Annotated in this window: 25 protein-coding genes, 1 tRNA gene and 1 pseudogene; 9 read left to right on the forward strand and 18 right to left on the reverse strand. The window is 62.8% G+C overall.

The genetic code is table 11. The annotated features are described in order from the left end of the window. Positions 1-154: 154 nt before the first annotated feature. The 9 genes and pseudogenes from IGS74_RS01075 to IGS74_RS01115 form a co-directional block, all read right to left on the reverse strand. Positions 155-889: pseudogene (locus IGS74_RS01075) on the reverse strand (ArdC-like ssDNA-binding domain-containing protein); the annotation flags it as partial. A 175-nt stretch (positions 890-1,064) separates the two neighbouring features. Further along, a complete protein-coding gene (locus tag IGS74_RS01080; protein WP_039194741.1) occupies positions 1,065-2,483 on the reverse strand; it encodes an IS1182 family transposase in 1,419 nt (472 codons plus the stop codon). 469 nt (positions 2,484-2,952) lie between these two features. After that, positions 2,953-3,786 carry a transglutaminase family protein gene (locus IGS74_RS01085; RefSeq protein WP_039194740.1) on the reverse strand — a complete coding sequence of 278 codons (834 nt, stop codon included), beginning with the start codon at positions 3,784-3,786 and terminating at the stop codon, positions 2,953-2,955. Positions 3,787-3,798: 12 nt separating this feature from the next. Next, entirely contained in the window at positions 3,799-4,074 is a 276-nt protein-coding gene (locus IGS74_RS01090) for a DUF1488 domain-containing protein (RefSeq protein ID WP_009452373.1), read from the reverse strand. Then, positions 4,071-4,400, reverse strand: a complete 330-nt coding sequence (locus IGS74_RS01095; RefSeq protein WP_039194738.1) for a hypothetical protein — start codon at positions 4,398-4,400, stop codon at positions 4,071-4,073. Before IGS74_RS01095 ends, IGS74_RS01090 begins: the two co-directional genes overlap by 4 nt. After that, positions 4,397-4,639, reverse strand: coding sequence for a hypothetical protein (locus IGS74_RS01100; RefSeq protein ID WP_039194737.1), 243 nt, complete (start codon positions 4,637-4,639; stop codon positions 4,397-4,399). Before IGS74_RS01100 ends, IGS74_RS01095 begins: the two co-directional genes overlap by 4 nt. 36 nt (positions 4,640-4,675) lie before the next feature. Beyond that, entirely contained in the window at positions 4,676-4,822 is a 147-nt protein-coding gene (locus IGS74_RS01105; RefSeq protein ID WP_167387076.1) for a hypothetical protein, read from the reverse strand. Beyond that, complete coding sequence (locus tag IGS74_RS01110) at positions 4,815-5,117, reverse strand: hypothetical protein (protein ID WP_039194736.1); 303 nt, start codon at positions 5,115-5,117, stop codon at positions 4,815-4,817. The genes IGS74_RS01105 and IGS74_RS01110 overlap by 8 nt, the downstream gene beginning before the upstream one ends. Continuing rightward, positions 5,114-5,377 (reverse strand): hypothetical protein, encoded by a 264-nt coding sequence (locus IGS74_RS01115; RefSeq protein WP_039194734.1) that lies wholly within the window; start codon positions 5,375-5,377, stop codon positions 5,114-5,116. The genes IGS74_RS01110 and IGS74_RS01115 overlap by 4 nt, the downstream gene beginning before the upstream one ends. Positions 5,378-5,882: 505 nt before the next feature. Here IGS74_RS01115 and IGS74_RS01120 point away from each other — a divergent pair. The 5 genes from IGS74_RS01120 (at position 5,883) to IGS74_RS01140 (ending at position 10,188) form a co-directional block, all read left to right on the forward strand. Continuing rightward, on the forward strand, positions 5,883-6,200 hold the full coding sequence (locus IGS74_RS01120) for a co-chaperone GroES (protein WP_050475053.1): 318 nt from the start codon (positions 5,883-5,885) through the stop codon (positions 6,198-6,200). 42 nt (positions 6,201-6,242) lie between these two features. Continuing rightward, the gene (groL, locus tag IGS74_RS01125; RefSeq protein ID WP_039194732.1) at positions 6,243-7,877 is read left to right on the forward strand and encodes a chaperonin GroEL; all 1,635 of its coding nucleotides are present in this window, start codon (positions 6,243-6,245) and stop codon (positions 7,875-7,877) included. 70 nt (positions 7,878-7,947) lie between these two features. Continuing rightward, positions 7,948-8,340, forward strand: coding sequence for a hypothetical protein (locus IGS74_RS01130; protein ID WP_039194731.1), 393 nt, complete (start codon positions 7,948-7,950; stop codon positions 8,338-8,340). 67 nt (positions 8,341-8,407) lie between these two features. Then, positions 8,408-8,575 (forward strand): hypothetical protein, encoded by a 168-nt coding sequence (locus tag IGS74_RS01135; RefSeq protein WP_094513308.1) that lies wholly within the window; start codon positions 8,408-8,410, stop codon positions 8,573-8,575. A 725-nt stretch (positions 8,576-9,300) separates the two neighbouring features. Continuing rightward, a complete protein-coding gene (locus tag IGS74_RS01140) occupies positions 9,301-10,188 on the forward strand; it encodes a hypothetical protein (RefSeq protein WP_199259163.1) in 888 nt (295 codons plus the stop codon). Between the two features lie 64 nt (positions 10,189-10,252). On the opposite strand, the gene IGS74_RS01145 is transcribed toward IGS74_RS01140, so the two are convergent. The 3 genes from IGS74_RS01145 to IGS74_RS01155 are packed head-to-tail and all read right to left on the reverse strand — an operon-like array spanning position 10,253 to position 15,628. Then, positions 10,253-13,432, reverse strand: a complete 3,180-nt coding sequence (locus IGS74_RS01145; RefSeq protein ID WP_039194727.1) for an error-prone DNA polymerase — start codon at positions 13,430-13,432, stop codon at positions 10,253-10,255. Then, a complete protein-coding gene (locus IGS74_RS01150; protein WP_039194726.1) occupies positions 13,429-14,952 on the reverse strand; it encodes a DNA polymerase Y family protein in 1,524 nt (507 codons plus the stop codon). Before IGS74_RS01150 ends, IGS74_RS01145 begins: the two co-directional genes overlap by 4 nt. Continuing rightward, positions 14,867-15,628, reverse strand: coding sequence for an ImuA family protein (locus IGS74_RS01155; protein WP_039194725.1), 762 nt, complete (start codon positions 15,626-15,628; stop codon positions 14,867-14,869). Before IGS74_RS01155 ends, IGS74_RS01150 begins: the two co-directional genes overlap by 86 nt. A gap of 163 nt (positions 15,629-15,791) precedes the next feature. Here IGS74_RS01155 and IGS74_RS01160 point away from each other — a divergent pair, with 163 nt between their 5' ends. Continuing rightward, entirely contained in the window at positions 15,792-16,481 is a 690-nt protein-coding gene (locus IGS74_RS01160; RefSeq protein WP_039194724.1) for an SOS response-associated peptidase, read from the forward strand. Between the two features lie 20 nt (positions 16,482-16,501). Beyond that, positions 16,502-16,864 carry a hypothetical protein gene (locus tag IGS74_RS01165; protein WP_039194905.1) on the forward strand — a complete coding sequence of 121 codons (363 nt, stop codon included), beginning with the start codon at positions 16,502-16,504 and terminating at the stop codon, positions 16,862-16,864. Positions 16,865-16,958: 94 nt separating this feature from the next. On the opposite strand, the gene IGS74_RS01170 is transcribed toward IGS74_RS01165, so the two are convergent. The 5 genes from IGS74_RS01170 to IGS74_RS01190 all read right to left on the reverse strand — a co-directional run bounded on the left by IGS74_RS01170 (position 16,959) and on the right by IGS74_RS01190 (position 22,715). Further along, positions 16,959-20,372 (reverse strand): DEAD/DEAH box helicase, encoded by a 3,414-nt coding sequence (locus IGS74_RS01170; protein ID WP_050475054.1) that lies wholly within the window; start codon positions 20,370-20,372, stop codon positions 16,959-16,961. After that, positions 20,359-21,129 carry a Hachiman antiphage defense system protein HamA gene (locus IGS74_RS01175; protein ID WP_052194942.1) on the reverse strand — a complete coding sequence of 257 codons (771 nt, stop codon included), beginning with the start codon at positions 21,127-21,129 and terminating at the stop codon, positions 20,359-20,361. The genes IGS74_RS01170 and IGS74_RS01175 overlap by 14 nt, the downstream gene beginning before the upstream one ends. Positions 21,130-21,358: 229 nt before the next feature. Further along, on the reverse strand, positions 21,359-21,835 hold the full coding sequence (locus IGS74_RS01180; RefSeq protein ID WP_039194723.1) for a thermonuclease family protein: 477 nt from the start codon (positions 21,833-21,835) through the stop codon (positions 21,359-21,361). Positions 21,836-21,901: 66 nt separating this feature from the next. Next, entirely contained in the window at positions 21,902-22,411 is a 510-nt protein-coding gene (locus IGS74_RS01185) for a GNAT family N-acetyltransferase (protein WP_039194721.1), read from the reverse strand. 4 nt (positions 22,412-22,415) lie between these two features. Beyond that, positions 22,416-22,715, reverse strand: a complete 300-nt coding sequence (locus IGS74_RS01190) for a DUF1778 domain-containing protein (RefSeq protein ID WP_039194720.1) — start codon at positions 22,713-22,715, stop codon at positions 22,416-22,418. 302 nt (positions 22,716-23,017) lie between these two features. On the opposite strand from IGS74_RS01190, the gene IGS74_RS01195 reads away from it, so the two are divergent. Continuing rightward, the gene (locus IGS74_RS01195) at positions 23,018-23,209 is read left to right on the forward strand and encodes a hypothetical protein (RefSeq protein ID WP_120443149.1); all 192 of its coding nucleotides are present in this window, start codon (positions 23,018-23,020) and stop codon (positions 23,207-23,209) included. 19 nt (positions 23,210-23,228) lie between these two features. After that, positions 23,229-24,881 carry a recombinase family protein gene (locus IGS74_RS01200; RefSeq protein ID WP_192391282.1) on the forward strand — a complete coding sequence of 551 codons (1,653 nt, stop codon included), beginning with the start codon at positions 23,229-23,231 and terminating at the stop codon, positions 24,879-24,881. Here IGS74_RS01200 and IGS74_RS01205 read toward each other — a convergent pair. Beyond that, positions 24,838-24,914: transfer RNA gene (locus IGS74_RS01205), tRNA-Met, on the reverse strand. The genes IGS74_RS01200 and IGS74_RS01205 overlap by 44 nt on opposite strands. Positions 24,915-25,039: the final 125 nt, after the last annotated feature.

Consider the following 25,039-nt stretch of genomic DNA (forward strand, 5'->3'; position numbering starts at 1 on the left):
CCCCATGAACAGCTTGTCGTGCCGCCGCCGCGTCAAGCGTTGTCCTCGCTACGCTGCGGGAACGCTTGACCCGGACGTCTGAAGAGCTTCACCGGAGCCGTGGTGAGGCGCCTCCAATGCATGATTCTGAGACAGGATCACAGAGTCAGGATAAGGCGACCAGCTCCTCGAAGGCGTATTTCTTCGTGCCGAAGCTGCCCGAAAAATCCCGCCCCAAGCGCGAGGCATGGCCTGTGGCATGCCCCATCTCGTGGAGCGCCGTCCTGTGCCAGTTGATCGGCTCGAAATAGGCGGCCGGAGGCGGCACCTGCACGTAGTCGAGCGCCGGAACATAGAAGGCGCGATCCCCGCCGATGCGGAAATCGATCCCGGTCGCCTCGATCAGCGCCTCGACCTTCGGCTCGATCATGCCGGGCGGCGGTGGCGGGGCCTCGAAGGCGATGTCCTCGGGCAGGCCCTCGCATTGCGCCGCGTTGAACACGGTGAAGCGCTTCAGGAACGGAATGCTGCTGGCTTCTTCGCCCGACTCCTGGGCGCGGCGCTTCTCGTCCTCCGGCGTGAAGCGGTCGGCATAGACGACGGTGGTGCCGCGCTCGCCCTTGCGGACATTTCCGCCCAGCGAGAGTGCTTGCCGGAAGGTGAGCCAATGCTGGGTCGGATAGCCGTGCTGGACCACTGCGCCCCAGAGGATGAGGACATTGATCCCGGAATATTGCCGCGCGGTCGCGGCATTCCTCGGCATGGCGAGCGGCGCCTTCGCCGCCGCCGTCCCCCAGGGCTGGACCCAGGGCAGCCGCCCTTCCTCCAGCTCGGCGATGATCTTGTCGGTGATGTCGTCATAGAGATTGCTGCGGGCGCCGCCTGGGCGAGCGCGGTCCTTTCTGGCCATCGGGATGATCTCCGCGACGGGCGCCGGAGGCCACTCCTCCAGCCCTCAACCCGTCACGGAAAACCCGTCCGCACTCTCCCTCTCAGGGGGCGTTGCGGGGCAGGCTGTGCCAAAACGTCAGCCGTCGGAGCCGCAGCGCCTGCCAGGTGGAGCCGAAGCGAAGCGCCGCCTCGCGTCAGCTCGGGGTAACAACCCTCGTTCCGAATGTGTTCGCGGCGTGTAGGATGTTGAAGGCTAGGATCGACAGCGCCGCCTCCGCCTTTACCGCCCTAAGTCCTCTAGTTAGGAACCTTCCGCCACCCGACATTCGCTTTATGGTGCCGAATGGATGCTCGACCGTGCATCGCCTGATCGTCATCAAGCTGGGATTGGCATGGATTCGGGCCTCCATGCGATCGAGGGCACCTTGATCGACAAGCCGGTGAATTGTGCGCTGGGCTCCCGGCGTGCATCTCGGCTTCAACGCACAGGTCGCGCAGGCCGAGGTACGGTAGCGCATCGCCCGATTGCGAGTATGGATTCCGGACGGGCGTAGAGTTTGCCCGCCGGGGCAACGGACCGTGTCGCTGTCCTCGTCGTAGAGGAACTGTACCGGTCGAAAATGTTCGGAATTCATCGCGCCGCGCTTGATCGGCGCAGCGACCTCAATGTTCTCGCGTTCGCAACGGGCGACTTCTTCGGCGTTTGAGTAGCCGCCGTCGGTCAACACCTGGAGCTGATCTACCTCCAGCACGGCCTTAGCCGCGACTGACATCGGATGAAGAAGGTGGCTGTCGTTCGCGTCATTGTAGACGTCATGGTGGACGATCAGACCACTCGCAACATCGACGACGCTTTGCAGATTGTACGAGGGAAGCTTCGGCGCGTGGGCATATCCCATCGGTTTGGCCTCCGGCTCGCCAAACACGAGCACCTTCTCGACCCGTCGATCGAGTTCCTGCTGTCGCCTGGCCAGCCGGTCCTTCCGACGCTGCAGGGAGGCAATGGCGGACTTGAAGCCTTCGCGGTGCAGTGGTTGATCATCAAAGCCCCGCGCGACGGTCTCGTCGATTATGTCCAGGCGGTCGAGATAATAGGCGATCTCTTTTTCGGTATGCGCGATATCGCGCGCGAGCCGCTCCGCCCCGGCGATGTTCTTTGGACTGGCGACCGCTCGCATCTTGGTGCCGTCGAGTGCGACCGACCGGCCGCCTACCAAATTCTGCTCGCGACAGAACAGCACGAACGCGGCGCTGGCGGCGACGATCGCGTCGGGATAGTCGTGCCGGAAGGCGGCAATGGTCCGATAGTCCGGCGCGAGTTGCCGCATCAGCCACATTGCTTCAAGGTCGCGCTTGCAGGAGCGCTCCAGATGTCGCGATGAACGGGCTTGATTGAGGTAGCCCCAGATATACAGCCGGAGCATGTCGCTGGGATGATAGCCTGGTCGTCCGGTCGAGGCCGCAATGGCGCGTGTGAAGCCAAGCTCAATCATATCCAGACTGTCGACGAAAGCATCGACGACGCGGACGAGCGCGTCAGGCCCAACATAGTCATCGACACATGGGGGAAGCAGATTGGCCTGATCTCGCGCTATTCCCTCAATGAAGCTCATAGACACCTCGGCAAAGCAGATCAGGAGAGTCTGATTCTACACTTGTTTGCTCATAGGGAAAGGCTTTGTATTGGGTCTCGAATAACTACCCAGAGGCAGGATCGCGGCACCTCGCTGACCCTCCAAACTTCCGAGAAAAGGTGGCTTCCTGCTTTCGGCACTTTGGGCGACGAACCTGCGAAAGCTGTCATTCAAACAGTCTTCGCACTTCGACTGGATGCGCCTGACGTCAGCCACAGGCCCGACTTTTCCGTTTGCTGAAAGTGGGTATTACGAGGATGGAACATTAGGTCGCGGCCGCACCGGCTCAAGGGATTGGAATCGCGCCAACCTAACGTCGGGAACCGGTCACAGTCAGCGGACCATGGCGGGTGCCTGACTAAAGTGGGTTATCTTCGAAAAGGTCTGCGGCGCTTCCGGTATGCCTTGCCGTATCGCCTGTAGCCTTGGTGTCCGGTCCCAAGGCGCCTTACTCGCGATGCTCTTGCGCCTGTTGCAAGCCCGATACCTCGTAAGTCCATACTCGGAACGCCTTCAGAACATGCGGGCCGAAGGAGTTGACGAGCGGTATGTCGGCTGCGTCGCGGCCGCGCGCCACCACGATCCTGCCGATCCGCGGGACGTTGTTGCGCGGATCGAAGGTGTACCATTCGCCATCGAGGAACACTTCGATCCAGGCGCTGAAATCCATCGGATCGACGACCGGCACGCCGATGTCACCGAGATGGCCGTTGATATAGCGAGCGGGGATGTTGAGGCATCGGCAGAACGTGACCGCAAGATGCGCGAAATCGCGACAAACGCCAACGCGCTCATGGAACGCCTCGAAAGCCGTCCGCGTAGATCGAGCCTGCATGTAGTCGAAGCGGATGTGGTTGTGGACGAAATCGCAGATCGCCTGCACCCGGCTCCAACCGGGCGGCATCTTGCCGAACAGGTCCCAAGCGGTCTGGCTGAGACGGTCGGTTTCGCAGTAGCGGCTGCCCATGAGGTAGACGAGGCAATCGTCCGGCAAGTCCGGCACCGGCAGTTCCCGGGCACCCGGCACAATCCCGTCCGGCCTGCCGTCGTCCTCGATCGTGGCATCACCCCACATCGTCAGGTCGCCCGCAGGCGCGACCAGCCGCCGGCATTTGTTGCCGAAGAGATCGCGGTAGGTCGATACGTGCACATCGGGTGTGGTGAACGTCGTCTCCGGCACCCGTATGTCAGCCGCGCGATCCTCGTGCACCGACAGCAGACACACCAAGGCTGTCGGCTGCTGGCAGGTCAGTGTGATCTCATACCCGTAGCGGATCAGCATTGAGTGGTGTCTTTACCGGAAATCGGCAGCGGTCAGCGTATAGGAGGTTTGGCGACGATGCGAGTAGGCCTCGCGGGCGACATCGTGGATCGAACTGCGCGTCGCATCGAAGGTCGAGAGATACATCTCTTCCGACACCTCAGTGCTGCGCAATTCAGCAGGGGACCTGGCGAGCGCTTCCACTTCGACAAAGAACGGCACTTCGAACATGCCGTCGTGCCCGATAAAGCGAATGGCGTTGCGCACTTCGTCGAAGCTGCGGCTGGGGTTCAGGAATTCAAGGGTCATCGTTGATCTGCCCTTGCCGTTTGCAGCAGCAGTGGTACACGCATAAACCCGTTCATGTGCTCCTTGCGTCGCACATCATTCCGACGATTGAGGGAAAGCATCCCGTCGGTTGCGGCCGAGTGGCTAAGGCCGATCATCTCCTGCCCTTCGCGGCTGGCTGGAACGCCGGTGAAGACATGGTAGATGGTCCAGGACCGGTCGGCTTCGATCCGGCGGCCATATTGTTCGTCGCCTGGTGCGCGGGCGGATGCACCGCCTTCATTGTCCCAGACGCCGATCGCGCGGTCGTGCCGCTCCCGTTCGATTTCATCTATGTATCGGGTCATGATCGTGGCCTTTCTCTAGTGGTCACGTCGGCATCAATGATGCCGGAAAATAGCGCGTTACCGGATAAGTCGGTGATCGCGATGGCGTCGGGCCGTTGAGGCATATCGAGCGTCTGCGAAAGCAGTTGCGCAATCTCAATGGCGTTGGCGAGATCGACGGCTTCCACCGCCTCTCGGCCCACGACAGCATGGGCGTCATCCGTCTCCCGCGTGCGGTAGAACTCGATGACAACTTTCATGGCGCTACTTGCTCTTTCAGCCGGAGCAGCACTGCCTCAGTGCTTGCCTTTGCCTTGGGAAGCATTGGCATCATTGGCGGCAAACTTGATCTGGTTGCCGAAGGTGCTTTCAGGCTTTGGCGGGGCCTTCTCCTGTTTCGGCTTTCTGATCTCGCGATTGCTTCGTTTCTGGCCTTTAGCCATGTCCGAACGTCCTTTCGATGAGGGTTGCGCCATTACCGGATTGCGACATGTCGACCGGCTCGAGGCTGTCCTGCGTCGTCACTCGCTCATGGCGTTCGTCGTCGTTGCGGATGCGATATTGCAGTGAATCTCCCCGTGCCGGCAGTCTGCCGGTTATGCGGTAGATATCGGCGGGTAATGCCGGCCTCACGAAACCGCCCTTGAGCCGGACAGCCTGTCCGATCGCGAAGAGATGAGCAGGAGCCTCGTGGCGGGCGGGACGGTTCGTGCGCCGGATTGGGTTGGTTGATATCATGGCTGTTGGTGATCCTTTTCGAGGGCGGCGTCGAGATCGGCGGGATCTATCGGCGCCATCTGATACGTGTGGCCATCAATGCCGATGGCGGGCAGGTGGATGAAGGCGCCTACACGTCTCCAGGCAAGGCGGGAGGATCCCTCCAGCAGTTCCTCATCCTGGTCCACGCGATAGTCGCCGGCAGGCTGCGCAGCGTCGAAGCCGGACAGCATGAAGGGTGCGGAGAACCGGACGATTTTCTGCGTGGTGCGCGTTGTCATGGGTCGATACCTCCGCAGGAGCACGCAAACGCGCCTCCTGCATCATTCCCATTCGAACCGGAACGAACTTCCGTGCTGCCAGTACATCCGTGGTCAGCGGCGCGTTCATTCCAAGGTTCGAACAGAGCGATATGCGCGCCAGGTCGGCGCGTGATGCATTCGCTATCGAGAATTCGGTGGTGAATGGCGGGTCTCTGACACCGCAAAAAGCCAAGTCGGCCAAATCAACGAGTTTTATATATGGGCTGTCCCCACCCGGTAAACAAGGAGCGGGTCGCTATTATTTATCTAGAATTGAATAAATGGCTCTTCCATAAAAATAAAAATCCTTAAAAAGGCAGGAAATACGTATTGAAAACAACAAACATCGCATTGGTAGAAGTGATATAAATTTTCGCAATTCCACCTTTTCAACGAAATACGTTTAGCACTCCTATCATTCGAGTGCCAAAGTCGCTATCTATCCGAGGTGGTCGCCCTATGCGCCGGCCTCAGAAAGAACCCCATGAAATTCCGGCCCCTCCACGACCGCGTCGTCATCCGACGGGCGGAAGGCGATCTCAAATCCAAAGGCGGGATCATCATTCCCGATACCGCGAAGGAAAAGCCGCAGGAAGGCGAGGTGATCGCCGTCGGCCCGGGTTCGCGCGACGAAGCCGGCAAGCTGGTTCCACTCGACGTCAAGGCGGGCGACCTCATCCTGTTCGGCAAATGGTCCGGCACCGAGGTCAAGCTCGACGGCGAGGATCTCCTGATCATGAAGGAATCCGACATCATGGGCATCGTCGAGAAGACAACGGCGGCCGCCAGCAAAGCCGCCTGACCGGCCGATACCTGATAATCAAGCCCGAACTGGACGAACATCATGTCTGCCAAGGAAATCAAATTCGCCGGCGAAGCCCGCGACCGCATGCTGCGCGGCGTCGAACTGCTGAACAACGCCGTCAAGGTGACGCTCGGGCCAAAGGGACGCAACGTCGTCATCGACAAGGCCTATGGCGCGCCGCGCATCACCAAGGACGGCGTCACCGTCGCCAGGGAGATCGAACTCGAAGACAAGTTCGAGAACATGGGCGCGCAGATGGTGCGCGAGGTGGCCTCCAAGACCAACGACCTCGCCGGCGACGGAACCACGACGGCGACGGTGCTCGCGGCCTCCATCCTGCGCGAGGGCGCCAAGCTGGTCGCCGCCGGGATGAACCCGATGGACCTGAAGCGCGGCATCGACATTGGCGTCGCGGCCGTCGTCAAGGAAATCCAGGCGCGGGCCAGGAAGGTCAAGTCGTCGGCTGAGATCGCGCAGGTCGGCACGATCGCCGCCAATGGCGATGGCACCATCGGCGGGATGATTGCGAGTGCGATGGACAAGGTCGGCAACGAGGGTGTGATCACCGTCGAGGAAGCCAGGACCGCCGAAACCGAGCTCGACGTGGTCGAAGGCATGCAGTTCGATCGCGGCTACCTCTCTCCATACTTCGTCACCAACGCCGAAAAGATGCGCGTGGAACTGGATGACCCCTACATCCTCATCCACGAGAAGAAGCTCGGTAATCTTCAAGCCATGCTGCCGATCCTGGAGGCGGTGGTGCAAAGCGGCAAGCCGCTGCTGATCATCTCCGAGGACGTCGAGGGCGAGGCGCTCGCCACGCTGGTCGTCAACAAGTTGCGCGGCGGCCTGAAGGTCGCGGCCGTGAAAGCTCCGGGCTTTGGCGACCGCCGCAAGGCCATGCTCGAGGACATCGCCGTGCTGACCGCCGGCCAGGTGATCTCCGACGATCTCGGCATCAAGCTGGAAAATGTCACGCTCGACATGCTCGGCAGCGCCAAGCGTGTTGTCGTAGACAAGGACACGACAACGATCATCGACGGTTCCGGCGACAAGGCCGGCATCGCCGCTCGTATTGCCCAGATCAAGGCGCAGATCGAGGAAACGACCTCGGACTACGACAAGGAGAAGCTCCAGGAGCGGCTGGCCAAACTCGCCGGAGGCGTCGCGGTGATCCGCGTCGGCGGCGCGACCGAGACCGAGGTCAAGGAGAAGAAAGACCGCATCGACGATGCGCTCAACGCCACCCGAGCTGCGGTCGAGGAAGGCATCGTGCCCGGCGGCGGTGTGGCGCTGCTGCGCGTCAGGACCGTGCTGGCCTCTCTGACAGGCGCCAACGCCGATATAACCGCAGGCATTTCGATCGTGCGTCGGGCGCTCGAAGCGCCGGTCCGGCAGATCGCCGAGAATGCCGGCGTCGAAGGCTCGATCGTGGTCAGCAAGCTCACGGACAGCAAGGACCACAACCAGGGCTTCGACGCCCAGACCGAAACCTATGTCGACATGATCGAGGCCGGTATCGTCGACCCCGCCAAGGTCGTCAGAACCGCCCTGCAGAACGCCGGCTCGATCGCAGCGCTCCTGATCACCGCCGAGGCGATGATCGCCGACATTCGCGCGAAGGAATCCACCCCGTCGGCCGGCAACGGCGGCATGGGCGGAATGGGATACTGAGAACAGTGCCTGAACCGTTCGGCCGACGCCCAGACAAAGCAATCTGCATTCCAACCTGGAAGGAATCTCCATGGCCACACAAAGCACGACCAAACCATCTCTCTCCCGCCGCTGGGAAGACTATCAGCCTTCAAAGACCATTCTGGTCTGGGCATGCATCGCGGCGATGATCGCAACGATCGTTATAGGATTCAGCTGGGGCGGCTGGGTCACTGGCGGCACTTCGCAGACCATGGCGAAAGCGGCCGGCGACACGGCGCGCGGGGAGCTGGCATCCGCCATATGCGTCGAAAGGTTCAACGCGGCCCCAGATGCGGCGGCGAAACTTGCCGAGTTCAAGGCGATACCCGACAGCTACAAGAAGCGTCAGTTCGTGGAAGCCGGCGGCTGGGCGACGATGCCGGGGCAGACGACTGCCGACCGGCTTGGAGTCCAAGGCTGTGTCACCGGGCTTGGCGCATAATACCCCGTTTAAAGCGCTCAGGCAGGCGCCAGGGCGTTTCCACCCGCCACCGGAAGGAACTTCAGCAATGATCTCGTTTGTGAAGAAGACAGATACGCATCCGACGCTCAAGCAGGTCGAAGAAAATCGCTTCGAGCAGATCCGCAAGGCGGCGGCTGAACGGCACCGCAAATCGGATACCGACGGCACCCGCCGCCGCGCCCGCCAGAAGGCCGAGGACAACAGGCTGATCTGAGATGCATGTGCTCTACTCGAAAAGGCAGCATCCGATGCGATATCTTGATCGAATAAGAACGGAACCGTCCCTCTGGCTCCTGATACTGATGGTCGGTGGCTTGGCCGCCACGATCCTTTACGTGGTTCTGACTAGCATCACCTATTGAGTGAAGTGCAAGCCAGCTTCACCGATCCGACGTTGGGATGATGGATGGGCATGGGGATGCGATCAGCGTATCTCCGGTATCCAGCCGCCTGGGGAGCTTGCTCTGCTGATCGCAGAGGCATTAAGGGAAGGAGCAGGCTGACATGCCGAGGCTGTCCGACTTGGGTGCGGAATAGTTCCTCCGAGGCGGACCAATAAGGGCCAAGCAGCGGTCAGCCGCAGCGGCTCAACGGCAGCTTTCGGGATTTTGCGATCTCATAGCCGATGATGACAAAGAGGTCTTAAGCAGCCAAACGCTCATATTCCATAGAGCGGGCAAAATCATTCGCTGCGCTCGCACGATTGGTGGGTTTTAGCACAGCCTGGGGGTCTCCCCGCTGAAGGGGGTGCGCCGGCAACGATAGTGCCGGCCAGGGGGGAAGGCCTTCCCCCTTCAGGCCCACGACAAGATGCGCGTTTATTCGCGGGAACAATAAAACGAGCCCGCGCGAAGGAAGAATCAGAAGCGAATAGCCGTCGCCGGTGTTGGCGTCTCCCGGTATGATGAGGTGAGTTTGGCGCTCAGGCTTGGAAAACTAATGACGCAGCATGACCAGCACATCGCCGCGTGGCGGGATGCTTTTCGCGACGAGACAACGGGCATCCACAGAGCCATTCAGGATCTGCTCTGGAACTACGCCGCCTTTCGCACGACGGTTCGGATCGTCCGTCTTGCAAATGAGAAGAGAGGCTCGAGACCCCCGCTTAACCAGATGATGTTCAATCTCGTTTCCGAGGGATACTGGTCAAGCCTGCTTCTCGGCACTCGCCGACTTCTCGATAAGGCCCCGATAAAAGGCCCCAAGGGAGTTTACTCGATCCGATCTGTCGTCAACGACGTGAAAGCGAGCCAAAACTGGTTGACCAGGAGAATCTACGTCGAGAAAGTGCTTGACGCGCAATACGATCTCGATCGCCTGCATCAAGAACAACATGACCACCTCGTCGCCGCGAAGGGGCGTCCGGTGTGGGGCGATCCAGAGCTCATGAAAAGTGAGGCCGCGCATCGGCATTTCGATGTTTTGAGCGGCGTTTCTGCGTCAGAGCGTAACCCGAGCAATCTGATCTCGGACACGGTCTTCGAGAAGATCGAAACTCGGCTTGCCCGCCTTGATCGAATTGCCGAGCACGTTAACTCGCATGTTGCCCATGCCGGGAACAAGCAAAGTCGGCAGGACAGGGAGCTTGGTGATTTCGACATTCGCGATGCTGAAAAGACTCTCAGGCAGTTGAAGGAAATCGCGGATCTGGTCGGAGTGTGGTTCGCCAACGAAGGCGGTGCGGGCCTCGCCACATATCTCGGTGACCAATTCGAGGGCCTCGATCATCCTGTTGTAGACACCGCCGACCTTGCCGACCTTGCAGAACAATGGCGATTGATCGATAGAGAAATCGCAGAATGGTCGATCGGGCCAGAAGATCTGTGATCCCCGAGAGGCAAGCCGATTCCTTGGTTCGAACCGATACCGCCTTCTGTCAAAGCCACCGGCTTTACCGGAAATCCCGCGCCTTCACCCTGATGCCGCCGGCCACCGGCCCCTGCTTCTCGGCCGCAGCCGCCTCGCGCTGCCCGACACTCGCCAGATCCCGCGACAGATCGACGATCCGATGGGCGACAAGATGCACGACCTCGCCCTCGCGCTGAACGCGGCCCCTCACGGCGATCATGCTCGATGAGAGAATGACCCGCCGATAGCGCTCGAAGACCTTTTGCCACACGACGAGATTGGCGATGCCGGTCTCGTCCTCGAGCGTGACGAACATGACGCCATTAGCCGAGCCGGGGCGTTGGCGCACCAGGACGATCCCTGCCGCCTCCAGCCAGCGCCGGTCGCGCGCCGCCATCGCCTCGGCGCAGCTGACGATCCGGCGCTTCGCCAGGTCCTCGCGCAGGAAGGAGACCGGATGGCGGCGCAGCGACAGGCCGATATGCCCGTAATCCTCGACCACCTCGCGACCGGCGGGCATCGCTCTCAGCGCGATCGCAGGCTCGTCGAGTTCCGGAACGGTCCGCCCCTCACGGTCCGAGGCGGCGGCGAAGAGCGGCAGTTCCTCGTCGCGCAGCCCCTTGATGGCCCATTGCGCCTCGCGCCGGGCGAGGCCGAAAGCCGGACGGAATCCATCGGCCGCGGCGATCTGATCGAGCGCCGCGACGGGAACGCCGGCCCGCCGCCAGAGATCGGCGATCGAGGTGAAATTCTCATCGCCCCGCGCCGCCACGATGGCGGCGGCATGGGCATTGGCGAGGCCCTTGACCATTCGCAGTCCAAGACGGACCGCGAGACGGCTTTCGTCGCCGGTCGGCTCCAGCGTGCAATCCCAGCGGGAGGCATTGATGCAGACCGGGCGGACCTCCACCCCATGCTCGCGGGCGTCGCGCACGATCTGGGCCGGCGCATAAAAGCCCATGGGCTGGGCGTTGAGGAGCGCGGCGCAGAAGACATCCGGGTGCCAGCATTTGAGCCAGGCCGAGGCATAAGCGATCAGCGCGAAGCTCGCCGCATGGCTTTCGGGAAAACCATAGGAGCCGAAGCCTTCGAGCTGCTGGAAGGTCCGGGCCGCGAACGGCTCCTCATAGCCGCGCGCGATCATCCCCGAGATCAGCCGGTCGCGGAACTTCGAGACGCCGCCGGTATGTTTGAAGGTCGCCATGCTCTTGCGCAGGAGATCGGCCTCGCCCGCGGTAAAGCCCGCGCATTCGATGGCGACGCGCATCGCCTGTTCCTGGAACAGCGGCACGCCGAGCGTCTTTCCCAGCACCTTCTCCAGCTCGGGCCGGGGATAATCGACCTCTTCCAGGCCCTCGCGCCGGCGCAGATAGGGATGAACCATATCGCCCTGGATCGGCCCCGGCCGCACGATCGCGACCTGCACCACCAGGTCGTAATAGGTCCGGGGTTTCAAGCGCGGCAGCATCGACATCTGCGCCCGGCTCTCGATCTGGAAGGTGCCGAGCGTATCGGCTTTGCGGATCATCGCATAGGTGCGCGGATCCTCGGCCGGGATCGACGCCAGATCGAGGTGGATATCCTTGTGCTCGGCCAACAGGTCCAGCCCCCGGCGCATGCAACTCAGCATGCCGAGCGCCAGGACATCGACCTTCATGAAGCGCAGCGCGTCGATATCGTCCTTGTCCCATTCGATGATCTGGCGCCCCTCCATCGCCGCGGGCTCGATGGGCACGAGATCGTCGAGCCGGTCATGGGTCAGCACGAAACCGCCCGGATGCTGCGACAGATGCCGCGGCGCGCCGCGAAGCTGGGCGGCCAGTTCGAGCGTCAGGCGCAACCGGCGATCCTCCGGATTGAGGTTGAGATCGCGGAGCTGCTGCTCGGTGACACCAGCCTCGGACCCGCCCCAGAGCTGGCCGGACAGCGTCTGGATCAGGTCTTCGGGAAGCCCCAGGGCCTTGCCCACGTCCCGCAGCGCGCCCTTGGAGCGATAGCGGATGACGGTGGCGGTCAGAGCGGCGCGCTCGCGGCCGTAATGCTCATAGACCCACTGGATCACCTCCTCGCGCCGCTCATGCTCGAAATCCACGTCGATATCGGGCGGCTCGCGGCGCTCCTCGGAGACGAAGCGCTCGAACAGGAGATCGTTGCGGCCGGGATCGATCGCGGTGATGCCGAGCACATAGCAGACGGCCGAGTTCGCCGCCGATCCGCGCCCCTGGCAGAGGATGCCGCGCGACCGGGCGAAGCGGACGATGCTGTTCACCGTGAGGAAGTAGGGCGCGTAATCGAGCTTGCCGATCAGGGCCAGCTCATGCTCCAGCGCGGCGGTCACCTCCTCGGGCACGCCCTCGGGATAGCGGTGTGCGGCGCCCTCCCAGGTCAGCCGCTCCAGGGTTTCCTGCGGGGTCAGCGCCTGGTCGTCGCGCTCTTCGGGATATTGATAGCGCAGCTCGTCGAGCGAGAAGCGGCAGCGATCCGCGATCTCACGCGTCCGGGCCAAAGCCTCGGGCCAGCGCGCGAAGAGCCGGTGCATTTCGGCGGGCGGCTTCAGATAGCGGTCGGCATGGCGCTCGCGCCGGGCGCCGAGCGCATCGACGGTGACATTGTGGCGGATCGCGGTGACGACATCCTGCAGGATGCGGCGGCCGGGTTCGTGGAAGAGCACGTCATTGGTCACCACGGTGGGCACGCCGATCCGCGCGGCGAGCGTCGACAGCTCCCAGAGGCGCATCTGGTCATTGGGCCGCCGCCGCAGCGTCAGGCCGAGATAGGCGCGATCGCCGAAAGAGTCGCGCAGGCGCCTCAGGCGCAAACCGCAGGTCTCGTCGGCAAGGTCCGGCACGAGGACCGCGATCAGCCCTTCGCCATAGGCGGTGAGATCGTCCCATTCGAGATGACAGCGCGCCTTGCCCGCCCGCCCCTTGCCCAGCGACAGGAGTCGGCAGAGCCGCGACCAGGCCGCCCGGTCGGTCGGATAGACCAGCGCCGACATGCCGCAGACGAGATCGAGGCGGCAGCCGACGATCAGCCGCACGCCCGCCTCCTTCGCCGCCTCATGGGCGCGCACGATACCGGCCAGCGTGTTGCGATCGGTCACGGCCATGGCCTCGATCCCCATCGCCGCGGCGGCAGCGAGCAGCTCCTCGGCCGCGGAGGCTCCGCGCAGGAAGGAGAAATTCGACGTCACCTGCAATTCGGCGTAGGCGGGCGCGCTCATCCGAAAATCCCGTGCAGGAACCAGCGATGCGAGCCGGTGGCGGCATCCTCGCCATCGCCGGAGCGGAAGATCCAGAAGCGTTCGCCGGCATCGTCCTCGACCCGGAAATAGTCCCGCACCGCGATCAGCTCGGCATCGCGCTTCCACCATTCCCCGAAGATGCGCTCCGGTCCGTCGGCCCGTCGGACCCGGCGACGCACGCCCTTCCAGGAGAACCAGTTCGGCGGATGGTCCGGCAGGAGCGCCATGGTCTCGATCGGCTCCGGCCGGGAGAGCAGCCGCGAAGGGCGCGGCCAATGGTCGGGCCAGCCCGCACCCGTATCCTCGGCGAGTGCCGGCAGACGACGGACCGAGCGCTCGGGCACATCGCTCGCCACCGGCGCGAAACGATAGACCGCCCGCGCGCCGACCCGATTGGCCAGCGTGTCGATCAGGCCGGACAGATCCGGCGCGCCCTCCTCGATCAGGCTGCTGGCCGCCTGCCGCAAAGGCAGGGGTTCGGCAAGGGTGGCGGTCAGCGACATGATCTCGATGCCGAAGCCCGGCGCGATGGTCTCGATCCTGTCGCAGAGAAGCCGGGTCAGGCGCGCGGAATCCCGCACCGGCATGGCCAGGCCGATGCGCACCGTCTCGATCCGGTTGTCGACCCGGTGGCAGAGCAGGTCGAGACGGCGCGCGCCAAGACCCCGCCCCTCGAGCGCCTCGCAGAGCGCCATGACCAGCTTGCGAATATAGCGCGCGATGGTCTCGGCGGCGCCGATGGGCTCTGCGAAGACGCGGCGAACCGAGACCAGCTCCTCGGGCCGGATCGGTTCGATGGGTTCGGCGATCTCGCCCAGGGCCTGATCGAGACGCCGGCAGAGCTCCGGGCCGAAGCGCCGGGTCAGAGGCGCGCGCGGCTGCCCGATCAGGTCGCCGATGCGGACAAAGCCGAGGTCGTTCAGCCCCGCCGCGATCGCGGGTGGCAGGCGCAGGGCTTGCAGCGGCAGCGGTGCGAGTCCTGGGATGGTTTCGCCGGGAGGAGTGACAAACAGCGGATCGGCCGCGTAGCGCGCCAGCGCATGGGCCGCGCCCCAGCTATCGGCGATGGCTGCGCGGGCGGTGACGCCGGACATGACAAGCCGCCCGGTCAGCGCCTCCAGCATGGCCGCCTCACCGCCATGCAGATGGTCGGCGCCGGTCGCGTCGATGACGATCCCGTCCGGCGCGTCGGCGGCGGCGATAGGTGAGAAGCGTTGCAGCACCCAGAGCGCGAGGCGTTCGAGGCTGTCCAGGTCGGCCCGCGGGTCGGCGGGCTCGATGTGGAGGCCGGGCACCATCGCCTGGGCCTTGGTGACAGGCATTCCGGCGCGCAGGCCGAGCGCCCGCGCGGCCGGATCGGCCGCCGTCACCACCCGGCGGTTCTTCTCCCTTCCGGCGATGACCAGCGGCGCCTCACCGGGCGGCGCTGCGTCGCCCGCCTTCCGCCGCAACCGGTCTGTCGGCCAGTTCGGCAGGAAGACAGAGATGACCCGAGCCATCGCACGCCTCCAGTTCGATATCGAGACATTCGCCCGCCCGCGCCCGGATCAGCTCGACCAGCCAGCGCGGCCGCCCGACGCCGGGAACTGGAAGGGACGAGGACGGCAGCGCCGAGATCCGCCAGCGGGTCATCGCCGCCGTCGGCTGCCCGAAATCGCTGGCCTCCGCCTGTCGCCGCCAGCGGCGCAACGCGATGCAGATCGTCGCCGAGCCTTTCGCGGCCAGATGCAGCCGCCGCGAGGCGGTCATCGGCAGGCGCGCGACGTCGCCCACGACCGCCCCCAGCCCGCCATGCCGCAGCCCTTCCTCCATACAGGCCAGAACGGCCTTGTCGTCTCCGGCTTCGACGAAGATCACCCGGCCGGGCGGCAGTCCGGCCTGCTCCAGCCCCGGTGCGAAGAGATCCTGTAGCGCCACGCACCAGAGCACCTGCCCGGTGGTGCGGGCGGCGATCCCGGCCGTGAAACAGGCCGCAGCCGCGCCATCCACCGCCCCGTTGCCGCCTCCGGCGACTTCATGGAGGCATCCGAGCGCCAGCCCGCCACCGGGCAGCTTGCGATCCAGCGGCGCGATCCCGAAGGGCAGCACCTCGTGCGGATGCGCGCCATCGCCTTCGAGCCGCGCGATGCGCGCCCGAAGGTCGGCAATGGCTGGGCTGTCGGCACGGCTGGGCATATGAGGATGGCGTCTCCGGGGCTTTGCACTGGTCGATTCCGTTGCTATGTTCTTTATTTGTTCTCTTACAGGTCGAGAGTCAATCTCGGCCATCCCGGAAGTGATCGACGGGGTGCAATGCCCTATGGTGACGTAAAGTATTCGCAAGGAGAGTGGCGGGGCGATGTGCAATCTCTATCGCATTACGACCAATCAGCAGGCGATCCGGGATTTCGTGGCAGCCACCCATGACAGTATCGGCAATCTCGAACCGTCGATGGACGTCTATCCCGACCGGCCGGCGCCGGTGGTGCGCAACACCGACGGCGGGCGGGAACTGGCCTCATTGACCTGGGGTATGCCCACGCCCGTCGAATATCTGAAATCCCGCGACGCGCCGGACACCGGCGTCACCAATATCCGCAACACGGCCAGCCCTCACTGGCGCAAATGGCTCGGGCTCGAGAATCGCTGCGTGGTCCCGGCCACCGCCTTTTCCGAATATGGGCAAAAGCCCGATCCAGTCACGAAGCGCAAACCGCTGCACTGGTTCGCCCTCGATGAGACCCAGCCCCTGTTCTTCTTCGCGGGAATCTGGACGCCGTGGCGCGGAACCCGCGGCTCGAACCGGACCCCGCGTCCGGGCGATCATCAACTGTTCGCCTTCCTGACGACCGAGGCCAATGGCGTGGTGAAGCCGATCCATCCGAAGGCCATGCCCGTCATTCTGACGAGCCACGAAGAAGTCGAGACCTGGCTGACCGCCGACTGGAACGAAGCCAAGACGCTGCAGCGGCCGCTGCCCGATGATCGGTTGGTGATCCTGGAAACGCCAGCCAATACAGCCGCCGATGGCATGTTGCCGGGCATCTGACAATGATCCGGAGGACGAACATGGGCCGGAAGGAAGAAGAACAGTTAGCGGCGACGCTCGCCAAGGCGATGGCGATGATCTGCGTCCGCAACAGCATGCTGGAGGACCTGCATGCCGGCCCGGTCCCGGTCACGAAGACCGGCGACTATTCCGATGTCTTCGTCATCGACGCCGACGGCAATCGCATTCCCTGGAGAACCGTGTCGAGGTTCGACGATGACGAGATGCGCGACCTGATGCGCCAGGTGGTCAATCGGCTCTACACGTTCCAGACCTGCTTCGCCGAGCCGCAGTTTCAGGCGTTGATCGACAAGTGGCTCGATGTTGCGCGCCACTGGGACGAGCCGGTCATCGACGAGCGCCTCGCGGGAAGGCCCAGCTAGCCGATCGTACGGACTGTCGGTGGGACGGCTGAGGTGATAGCCGCAGCGCGATTTCCCAAAGCGGCCCTCCGTAATCCTTGAAGCATTCGCGCGCTTAGGGCTCAGACCAAGACGCGTGGGAGCGACCATGCCGGCGAATGATCGCCTGAGGGCTGCCTTCATCAAAGCGAGCAGTCAGCACACTTGGAGCGGCGTCAACCATACTTTGCCCAAGCATGGCTACCACTTTGAAGTCAGGCGTAAGAACCCACACGGCATTGTCTGTTTCGTCGACCTCGACCCGATATGGACTGGCCGGAACCGGAACGATCTGCCGCGTCGCCGGTTCGATATTTATACGCCAGTCGCGCGAGGTCCAACGCTGGCTGATGCGGTTCAGCATCTCGGCCCTGAATGCTTTCCAAATGTCGTTGGTCGCTGGCGTTGGCCAGTCTCCGGCATCTGTCATCGCGACAACTTCATTGGTTTCGAGCCAGACAACGAGACCATCGTTATCGATGAAAATCGGATCCTGATCATTAATTGCGGCGAGGGCCGCGGCTCTTGAAGGAAGTCCGGCGCGCACAAGCATCGCCATCGTGTAGCGCGGCAGCCCGGCCTCAAGACAGGCAGCGGCTGTGCCGGCAATGATCTCGGGTTGCCAGCCAAGCGCAACCCTTCGGGTACGAAGTGCCTCCAGCGCCCAGACGAGCCGATACGTAAATACGTCCTCGATGAAACGCATGTTGTCCGGCCCGATCTCGTGCACTGGCGTTCCGGAAACCCACGCGGCCAGGATCTCGCGCCAATTGCCCGGCAGAGGATCGTCAGGAACAAAGGGGCGGATAGCGAGTAAGCGCTCCGCAAGCGTGGTAAGCGATGCAACGAGCACCTCGCTATCGCCGGGCAACGCTGCCTCGTCGGCTTGGTCGAGCAACACGGCGAGCTCGTCGGCCATCGCGTCGAGTGTCAATCCGGACTCAAGCCCAACACCCATCGCAAAATGACCGCGCCTTTGATCGGCGTTCGTCTGCGACCAGATCAGCCCCGAGCGCGCCCTGAACAATTCAAGCTGGCGCTCACGCAGGTCATCGCCACGGCGGGCAAGCTGCCGCGCCCAAAGCGAACCGTTCAGCGACTCGTCGATGAGCCGCGGCAAGTCCGCATCATCAGCATCCAGCGCTTCGACAAGACCAAGGATCGCGTGATCGAGTTTCTCTAGCAGAAGCTCGAAAGGCTCGTCGTCTTCCTCGTCGACATGGATGTTCCAGGCATCTCGGTTGTTGGCGAGATACTCAAAGGCGTCGTCTCGACTTAGCGTCCCGCTGCGCGCCAGACGATTGAGAATTTCGCTGGCGATCTGAATAAGCCCGCTCTCAAGCGTCCGGGCCCTTGATGCGTTCACAAGCTCGCGCCATGCCTGCCTGCGCCAACGCAGCGGTTCGAACATTACGTGGATCACAAGCCCTTCGAGATCGACGAAGGCGCGTCCGGCGCGCCCCGCGACGTTCGCAAATTCCTCGCCGGTGAGGGGAGTTCCCGCGCGATACAGGGTCGGCACAAGCAGGACCGCTGCGTTGAGATTAAGCCCCTGGGCGAGGGTCGGCGATGCGATAGTCACAGTTAGAACGCCTTCGTTTAGCAGGCGTTCGACCTCGCGAAGGAAAGGGTTAGGTAAACGCGCGTGATGAATGGCCACGCCCAGTTCAAGGCAGCGGACGGCCGGATGCTCTGCACCTAGCCATTCAGCCCCAACCGATTTCGCCCTCTCTATTGCGCCTTCGTCAGCAAGAAGTGGAGCGATGAAGCCACGCCGGGCGAGGTCGACAATGCGCGTTGCGTAGCTCTCGACATGATCCCGCTGCGTACAGAATACCAATGTGCGCTTGCCCTCATCGGCAAACTGCCATGCCGCAGCAATGGTCAACTCGGGATTGTCTCTGGGAAACGGCGTTCGACGCGGAGCGATGGGAGGCTGCTCCGTGACAAAGTTCTGGATGAAGGGTCCGTCATCATCAAGATCGAATGTCAGGCGCGCTCCCTGTCCGCCCCACGCCAGCGTTCCGAAACGCTGACGGGTCGGCCGCCAGCTTGATTTCACCGCTTCGCCCTCGGCATCGCTACGCACCCACGCCGTCAGATCTTCGAGTTGTTCGCCATCGGGCAGGATCGCCGACAGGCAGACGATACGCCGGTCGACCGCGTCCGCGCGGCGCAGAAGCCTTTGCACGAGAATTTCGTAGCGGAGCTCGCGCTCGCTCGGCCCTATCAGATGTCCCTCATCCAGAACGATCAATCCGATATCATCCAGCAATTGCGGATTGCTTCTTAGCGCGAAGTCCAGCTTTTCCGGCGTCGCAATAACGATGTCGTGCGAGCGCAGTGCGTCCTGGTCTCCCGGCATTGCGCCGCTCGCACCGTAGAGCGAGGACACCGAAAATCCGAGAGGACCGAACGTCTTGCGAAAGGACCGCTCGGTCTGCGCCGACAGTGCCCGCAGCGGCGTCACGAGCAACACCCGCTTCTCTGCACTGAGCGACATGAGGGTGCAGATTTCCGCGACGCGGGTCTTTCCAGCACTCGTCGGCAGAGCCACCACGAGATCATCAGTCAAATCGGTTGCGCGGCGCGCCGCGCCGATCTGCGAAGGCCAGAGCTCAACCTCGGCCGTCTTGCGCGCATAAAGCGACGCAAGAAACATCTCCCGCAGCGCGGCATAACCATCCGTGCCGGCTGGCCCGATTTGAGGCAGCACATGGTGGAGGCTATTGCCCCAGAGATCGTCAATTAAATTTCGGGCTACGCGGATGATCCACCAATGGGATACCGCACCGACATTGCTGGCCACTCTCAGAGCGCGCCGGAGTATTGATAGCGCTCCGTCGTGCATAGCGGTATCGCCGGTGAGCAACGCGAATTCGAAGAACGCGAAAGCTCTGAAGACCGCCGTAGTCAGCATGATCGACAAGATGTCGTCGATCTCCTGATCGCCGACCTCGAGAGCAGCTTGGAGAGCATCGTCGCCGTATTCAGGATTGCGCAGCCAGGATCGCGCCTCGTCACGCAGAGTCCCGAGATCACTAAGGAGTAGCCGTACGATCACGCGTTCTGCGGGCGCAAGATTCGCTTCTTCTTCGGCCTGAGACATCAGCGAGAACGCCATCGCTGCGTACCCCGCGAGATGGTACGAGGCCGCGCCCATCACACGCCAGAAGCCACGCTGGGAGAGTTCCGGTGACCCGTTGCGGACAAGGGCCTCGAAGGCATTGCCAGCCTTGAGAAAGCCCTCGCGCCATATTGCTGGGTCGCCCTCGCCCCGCTCCCGCAGGGCGAGCGATGCACGGAGCAAAGAGAATCCATACTCGGACAAATCGGTGTCGAGACTCACCGCGAAAGCCGGAGCACCCTCGGGAAGTTGGCCGGCCCTCCTAATGATCGCCCGCGCGTCACCCCGTGCTTGAAGCCGACCGCGTACCGTCGGCTGCGCCATCACTTCGATAAATTCCTGAAGCTCCTCAATCGTTTCCAAGGCTCTCGGCCTCTTCATAAATCCAGGCGATGAACTCCTGGTGGTCGTTTATGCGGAGGTTCACCGAGATATGGCCGTGGTCACCGCCAGCACCTGCAAGATCGGCTTCGAGGTCGGCGCGCCGGTCGTTGCCGGTTAACGTGAACAGTCCATGCGTGACATCACGCGCCCGAATCGTGCCTCTGCCGACAGCATTGCGGATTTGGCGACCTAGCGCCTCGTCTTCTTCGCTCCCCTCCAGCAACCTATCGGCTACAAACAGTAGGGAGATCGGCGTGGGACGGCCATCGTCGTCATTGAGCCGGGCACGAGCGGCGTTTATCACACCTGCGGCCATCGCCTGACCGCTCTTGGCCTCGCCCTTCAGATAGGCAAGGCGTCCATCTACCTCCTCGATGCCGAGGAAATCATCGCCGCGCAGGGCCATTTCGCGACCGTCCTTGTAGCGCAGGCGGCGAACGGGGATCCGGAATCCAGTCTGGTGCTCCACAAACTCCGTAGCCAATATCTCGCCTACTTCGCCGGACCGCGTTCTGGCGTCGGTCGGCAAGCGCTCGCGAAGAATGGCAGCAGCGCCGGGGAATCCCAGCTCGGCAATGTCGTCGGCAATGTGCCGCGGATCGTCGTAGTGAGCGCGGACACGCTCCATGAGGTCCGCCTGGACTGCGACTCTACCGCCACCTCTCTCGCCAAGCACAAAGAGGCGCTTTGTTTCGCCGTGCTCCGCCTCCTCGATGTTCAGCCAGTCTTCAATCATAAATATTTGTTATCAGGCCCTGATGACTGAAGAAAGCAACCACGAACATGTAGCTTCTTACCGTAGCCATCAACTTCGGAGGTGACGCGCCGAATGGCTGATGTTCCGTGCGTGCCTCCGGATGTTGCACCTGCGAGGTTGGAAACTGCGCGTACGCAGCAACAAGGCGCATTGTCAGCATAACTGGCATCTCACCTCGCCGCTCCACGCGCGGTTCGCATTGCCGCACCTACCGGCTGCACCACCATTCATCGCCGTCAGGCCAGGAGCGAGCCAGCCCTTCTTCGATCAGGATGTCGCCGATGTCGCGACCACCGATTCTGATCGTCACGAGCGTCCGCGTGCCGGTGTTATCCCGCTCTCCATATTCGACAGTCCAGTTATGCGAGTTCAGCAGCTCGATCACCCGGTCGCTGGCTCGGTGTGCCAGCGCGACTTCGGCCTCGCCACCGCAGATGTGGGTTTGCGGTTCCGGGGTGTCATATCCCTCCATGCGCAGCTTTTCCCCGTCAATCCAGATCGTGTCACCGTCGACGAGACAATATTCGTCAGCGGTGCGCGCCTGACCGGGAACGCACTTCGCAATCTGCGGCCGAGGCTGAGCCTGGGCAGGTTCCGGCAGGCCGCCGACCGCCCAAGATAGAGCGAGGGAAAGCACGAACATCTGCCAGCGGAATGTGGACAATGGGGGGAGACGAATTTGCATGGGCAGATCTGGTCTACTGCAATCTGAGTGAACGGGCGGATCGCTGGGGTGAGGCCAGCCAAGCATTCAACCTCCAGCCTCACCGAGCGAGGCCGCGATGTCGTTGATCGATCGGAGCAGAACCAGGGGATCATCCCTGGACGGCTCAAAGCCGCGCCGCCTCCAGAATTCGGCGGCTTCACCATCGACGGCATTGACCAACAAGGCCCGTCCGCCGATCAGCGAAGCGGCCTGAACGCAGCGCTGGAGGGCGTGCTTCACAAGACCGGTCCCGATGCCCAGCCCTGCCCAACCCGTATCGGTCGCGAGCTGGCCGAGTAGCATGCACGGGACCGGATTGGGTGGCTGCCCCGTCCGGATCGAACGCGGCAGCACCGATGGCACAACGGCGGTCGGCGCCAGGCCATAGTAACCGACCACGCGTCCGGCCTCGTGCACGACAAGGACGGCGGTGAAGCCCTTCTGCTGATTGGAGAGGGCGCGCGTCTTCAGCCAGTGGTCAAGCGTGGGCTTGCCACAGGAGAAATCAGACACATCGTGAGCGGCGGTAAGCGGTTCGGGGCCTGACAGTTGCAATGGCTTACCGCTTCGCCACGTAGCCGGGCTCCCACGGCGCGGGCCGTTTCAGAACTTCGACCATCTCCGGAACGGGAGCGGCCGGACGCGCCAGCACATCCATGAACTCAGCGAAGCCCTCTGGACTCATCCGGATCAGCCCCTGCTCCATGACGACCTCCTCGGCCGCGCGCACTGCGGCGTCGCGCACGAAATCGGTGCGCGAGCGGCCGCGCAGGCTCGCTGCGCGATCGATCATTGCGACATCCGCCTCGGGCAGGCGCATCGAGATCGGATATTCCTTGCGTTCGGCGGTCGTGGCCATGGCGAATCTCCTTGGTCGGTATATAGCGCCTTGTATCGCGAATTACAATACGCTAGGGTTGCGTCAACAGTCAATGACCTCACGAGGAGAGGCGACGAGGCCAATGATGACCGGGTCAGCGAGGGATTCCGATAGGTTATTTTGCTACGCAAAGGCACGCCCGGCTGCGCTTGGCCACGCCATGGCACGATTGCCCGCGCCAATCGCCGCCGAATATTCGCCTTCAATTTCCGTTGCTTATGCTTCCCTCGGGGCGAATGCTGCAAGCTATGACCTTGCGAGCCCCAGGAAACCCGGCAAAGATGACAGGAGGAGAGCGCGAAGCGCTGCTCGAATCCTTGCTGCTGGACGCGCCGGAGCTGACGTTTACGCCGCGTGGCAATCCCGACCCTCGCCTTCTGCGTCTGGTCGGCATCCTGGCGAGGCAGGCGGCGCAGGAGTGCTATGCAGAGGAAGTGAAGATGTCACGGCAAAGGAGGAAGCGCTCCTCCTGATACGGACGGGAGCCAGGTTTTGAAAGTCGCGATCTACGCCCGCTATTCTTCCGACAATCAACGCGACGCCTCCATCGCCGACCAGTTCCGTATGTGCCGTCTCCATGCCGAGAAGCAGGGCTGGCATATCGTCGAGGAGTATTCGGACCACGCGATCTCCGGCGCCTCGCTGATCCGCCCAGGCATTCAGGCGCTCATGGCCGACGCAATGGGCGGCCGTTTCGACCTGATCCTGGCCGAAGCGATGGACCGCCTCTCCCGCGATCAGGAAGACATCGCGGGCATCTTCAAGCGCATGTCCTATGCCGACGTGAAGATGTTCACCCTGTCGGAAGGCGAGGTGACGCATCTGCATGTCGGTCTCAAGGGCACGATGAATGCGCTGTTCCTGAAGGATCTGGCCGACAAGACCCGCCGCGGGCAGCGCGGCCGCGTCGAGGCGGGCAAATCGGGTGGTGGCAATGCCTATGGCTACGATGTGGTCAAGAAACTCGATGCGAACGGCGAGCCGATCCGCGGCGATCGCACCATCAACGAGTTCCAGGCCGAGGTGGTCCGCCGCATCTTGCGCGACTACGCCGCCGGCAAGTCGGCCAAGACCATCGCCTTCGCCCTGAACAAGGAAGGCATTCCCGCTCCGTCAGGCGGCGATTGGGGGTTCAGCACGATCAACGGCAACCCGAAACGGGGCAATGGCATCCTCAACAATGAGATGTATATCGGCAAGATCGTCTGGAACCGGCAGCGCTTCGTCAAGGATCCGAACACCGGCAAGCGGCAGGCCCGCCCCAACCCGGAAGAGGAATGGGTCATCCAGGAAACGCCGGAGCTGCGCATCCTCGATGACGATCTCTGGAACGCCGTGAAGGCGCGGCAGGAGAAGAACAAGATCGCCCGGAAGGAAAACGGCGAGGCCGATCTCTCCCGGATCAATACCCGCCGCCGCCCCAAATACCTCTTCTCGGGATTGACCAAATGTTCCTGCTGTGGTGGCGGCTATTCCGCGATCTCGGCGACGCTGATCGGATGTGCGACGGCGCGCAACAAGGGGACCTGCGACAACCGGGTCAACATCCGCCGCGACGAGTTGGAAGCGCGTGTGCTGAACGCACTGCGTACCAAACTCGTCGATCCGGAGCTCTTCACCCATTTCTGCGAGGTCTTCACGCAGGAGATGAACCGGCTGCGCATGGAGGGCCGCGCCGAGATCGCGTCGGCCGAGGCGGAGATTGCGAAGATCGATCGGGAACTCGAGACCCTCCTCAATTTGATACTGAAGGGTGGGGCCGCTGACGCGCTCAACGCGAAGATGGTGGCGATTGAGAAACGCAAGAAGGAACTTGAACTGTTCCTGGCCGAAGCCGACGAGCCGCCACCCCTGCTGCACCCGAGCATGGCACTGCAATACCGCAAGCGGGTCCAACAGCTTTACGACGCCCTGCAGGACGAAGACGAGGGGAAGCGGATCGAGGCCGCCGACACGCTGCGCTCGCTCGTGGATCAGATCGAGCTGACGCCGGTCGACGGCAAGGTGGAGATCGCCGTTCAGGGCGATCTCGCTGGAATCCTTACGATTTCCACGCAAAGCAAAAACCCCGCAGCGGGGGCTACGGGGTCGCAAGTAAAGATGGTTGCGGGGGCAGGATTTGAACCTGCGACCTTCAGGTTATGAGCCTGACGAGCTACCGGGCTGCTCCACCCCGCGTCACCGATGCGAGCGCTTTTGCGCTGCGGTGATGCGGATATAAGCGACACTTTGATGAATGAAAAGGCCGAATCGCCCAGGCGAGGCAAAAAACTTCGGTGCGCCGCGAAGAGCTCCCCGCAGCC

The sequence above is a fragment of the Aureimonas sp. OT7 genome, assembly GCF_014844055.1.
In the GTDB taxonomy this organism is placed as follows: Bacteria; Pseudomonadota; Alphaproteobacteria; order Rhizobiales; family Rhizobiaceae; genus Aureimonas; species Aureimonas altamirensis_A.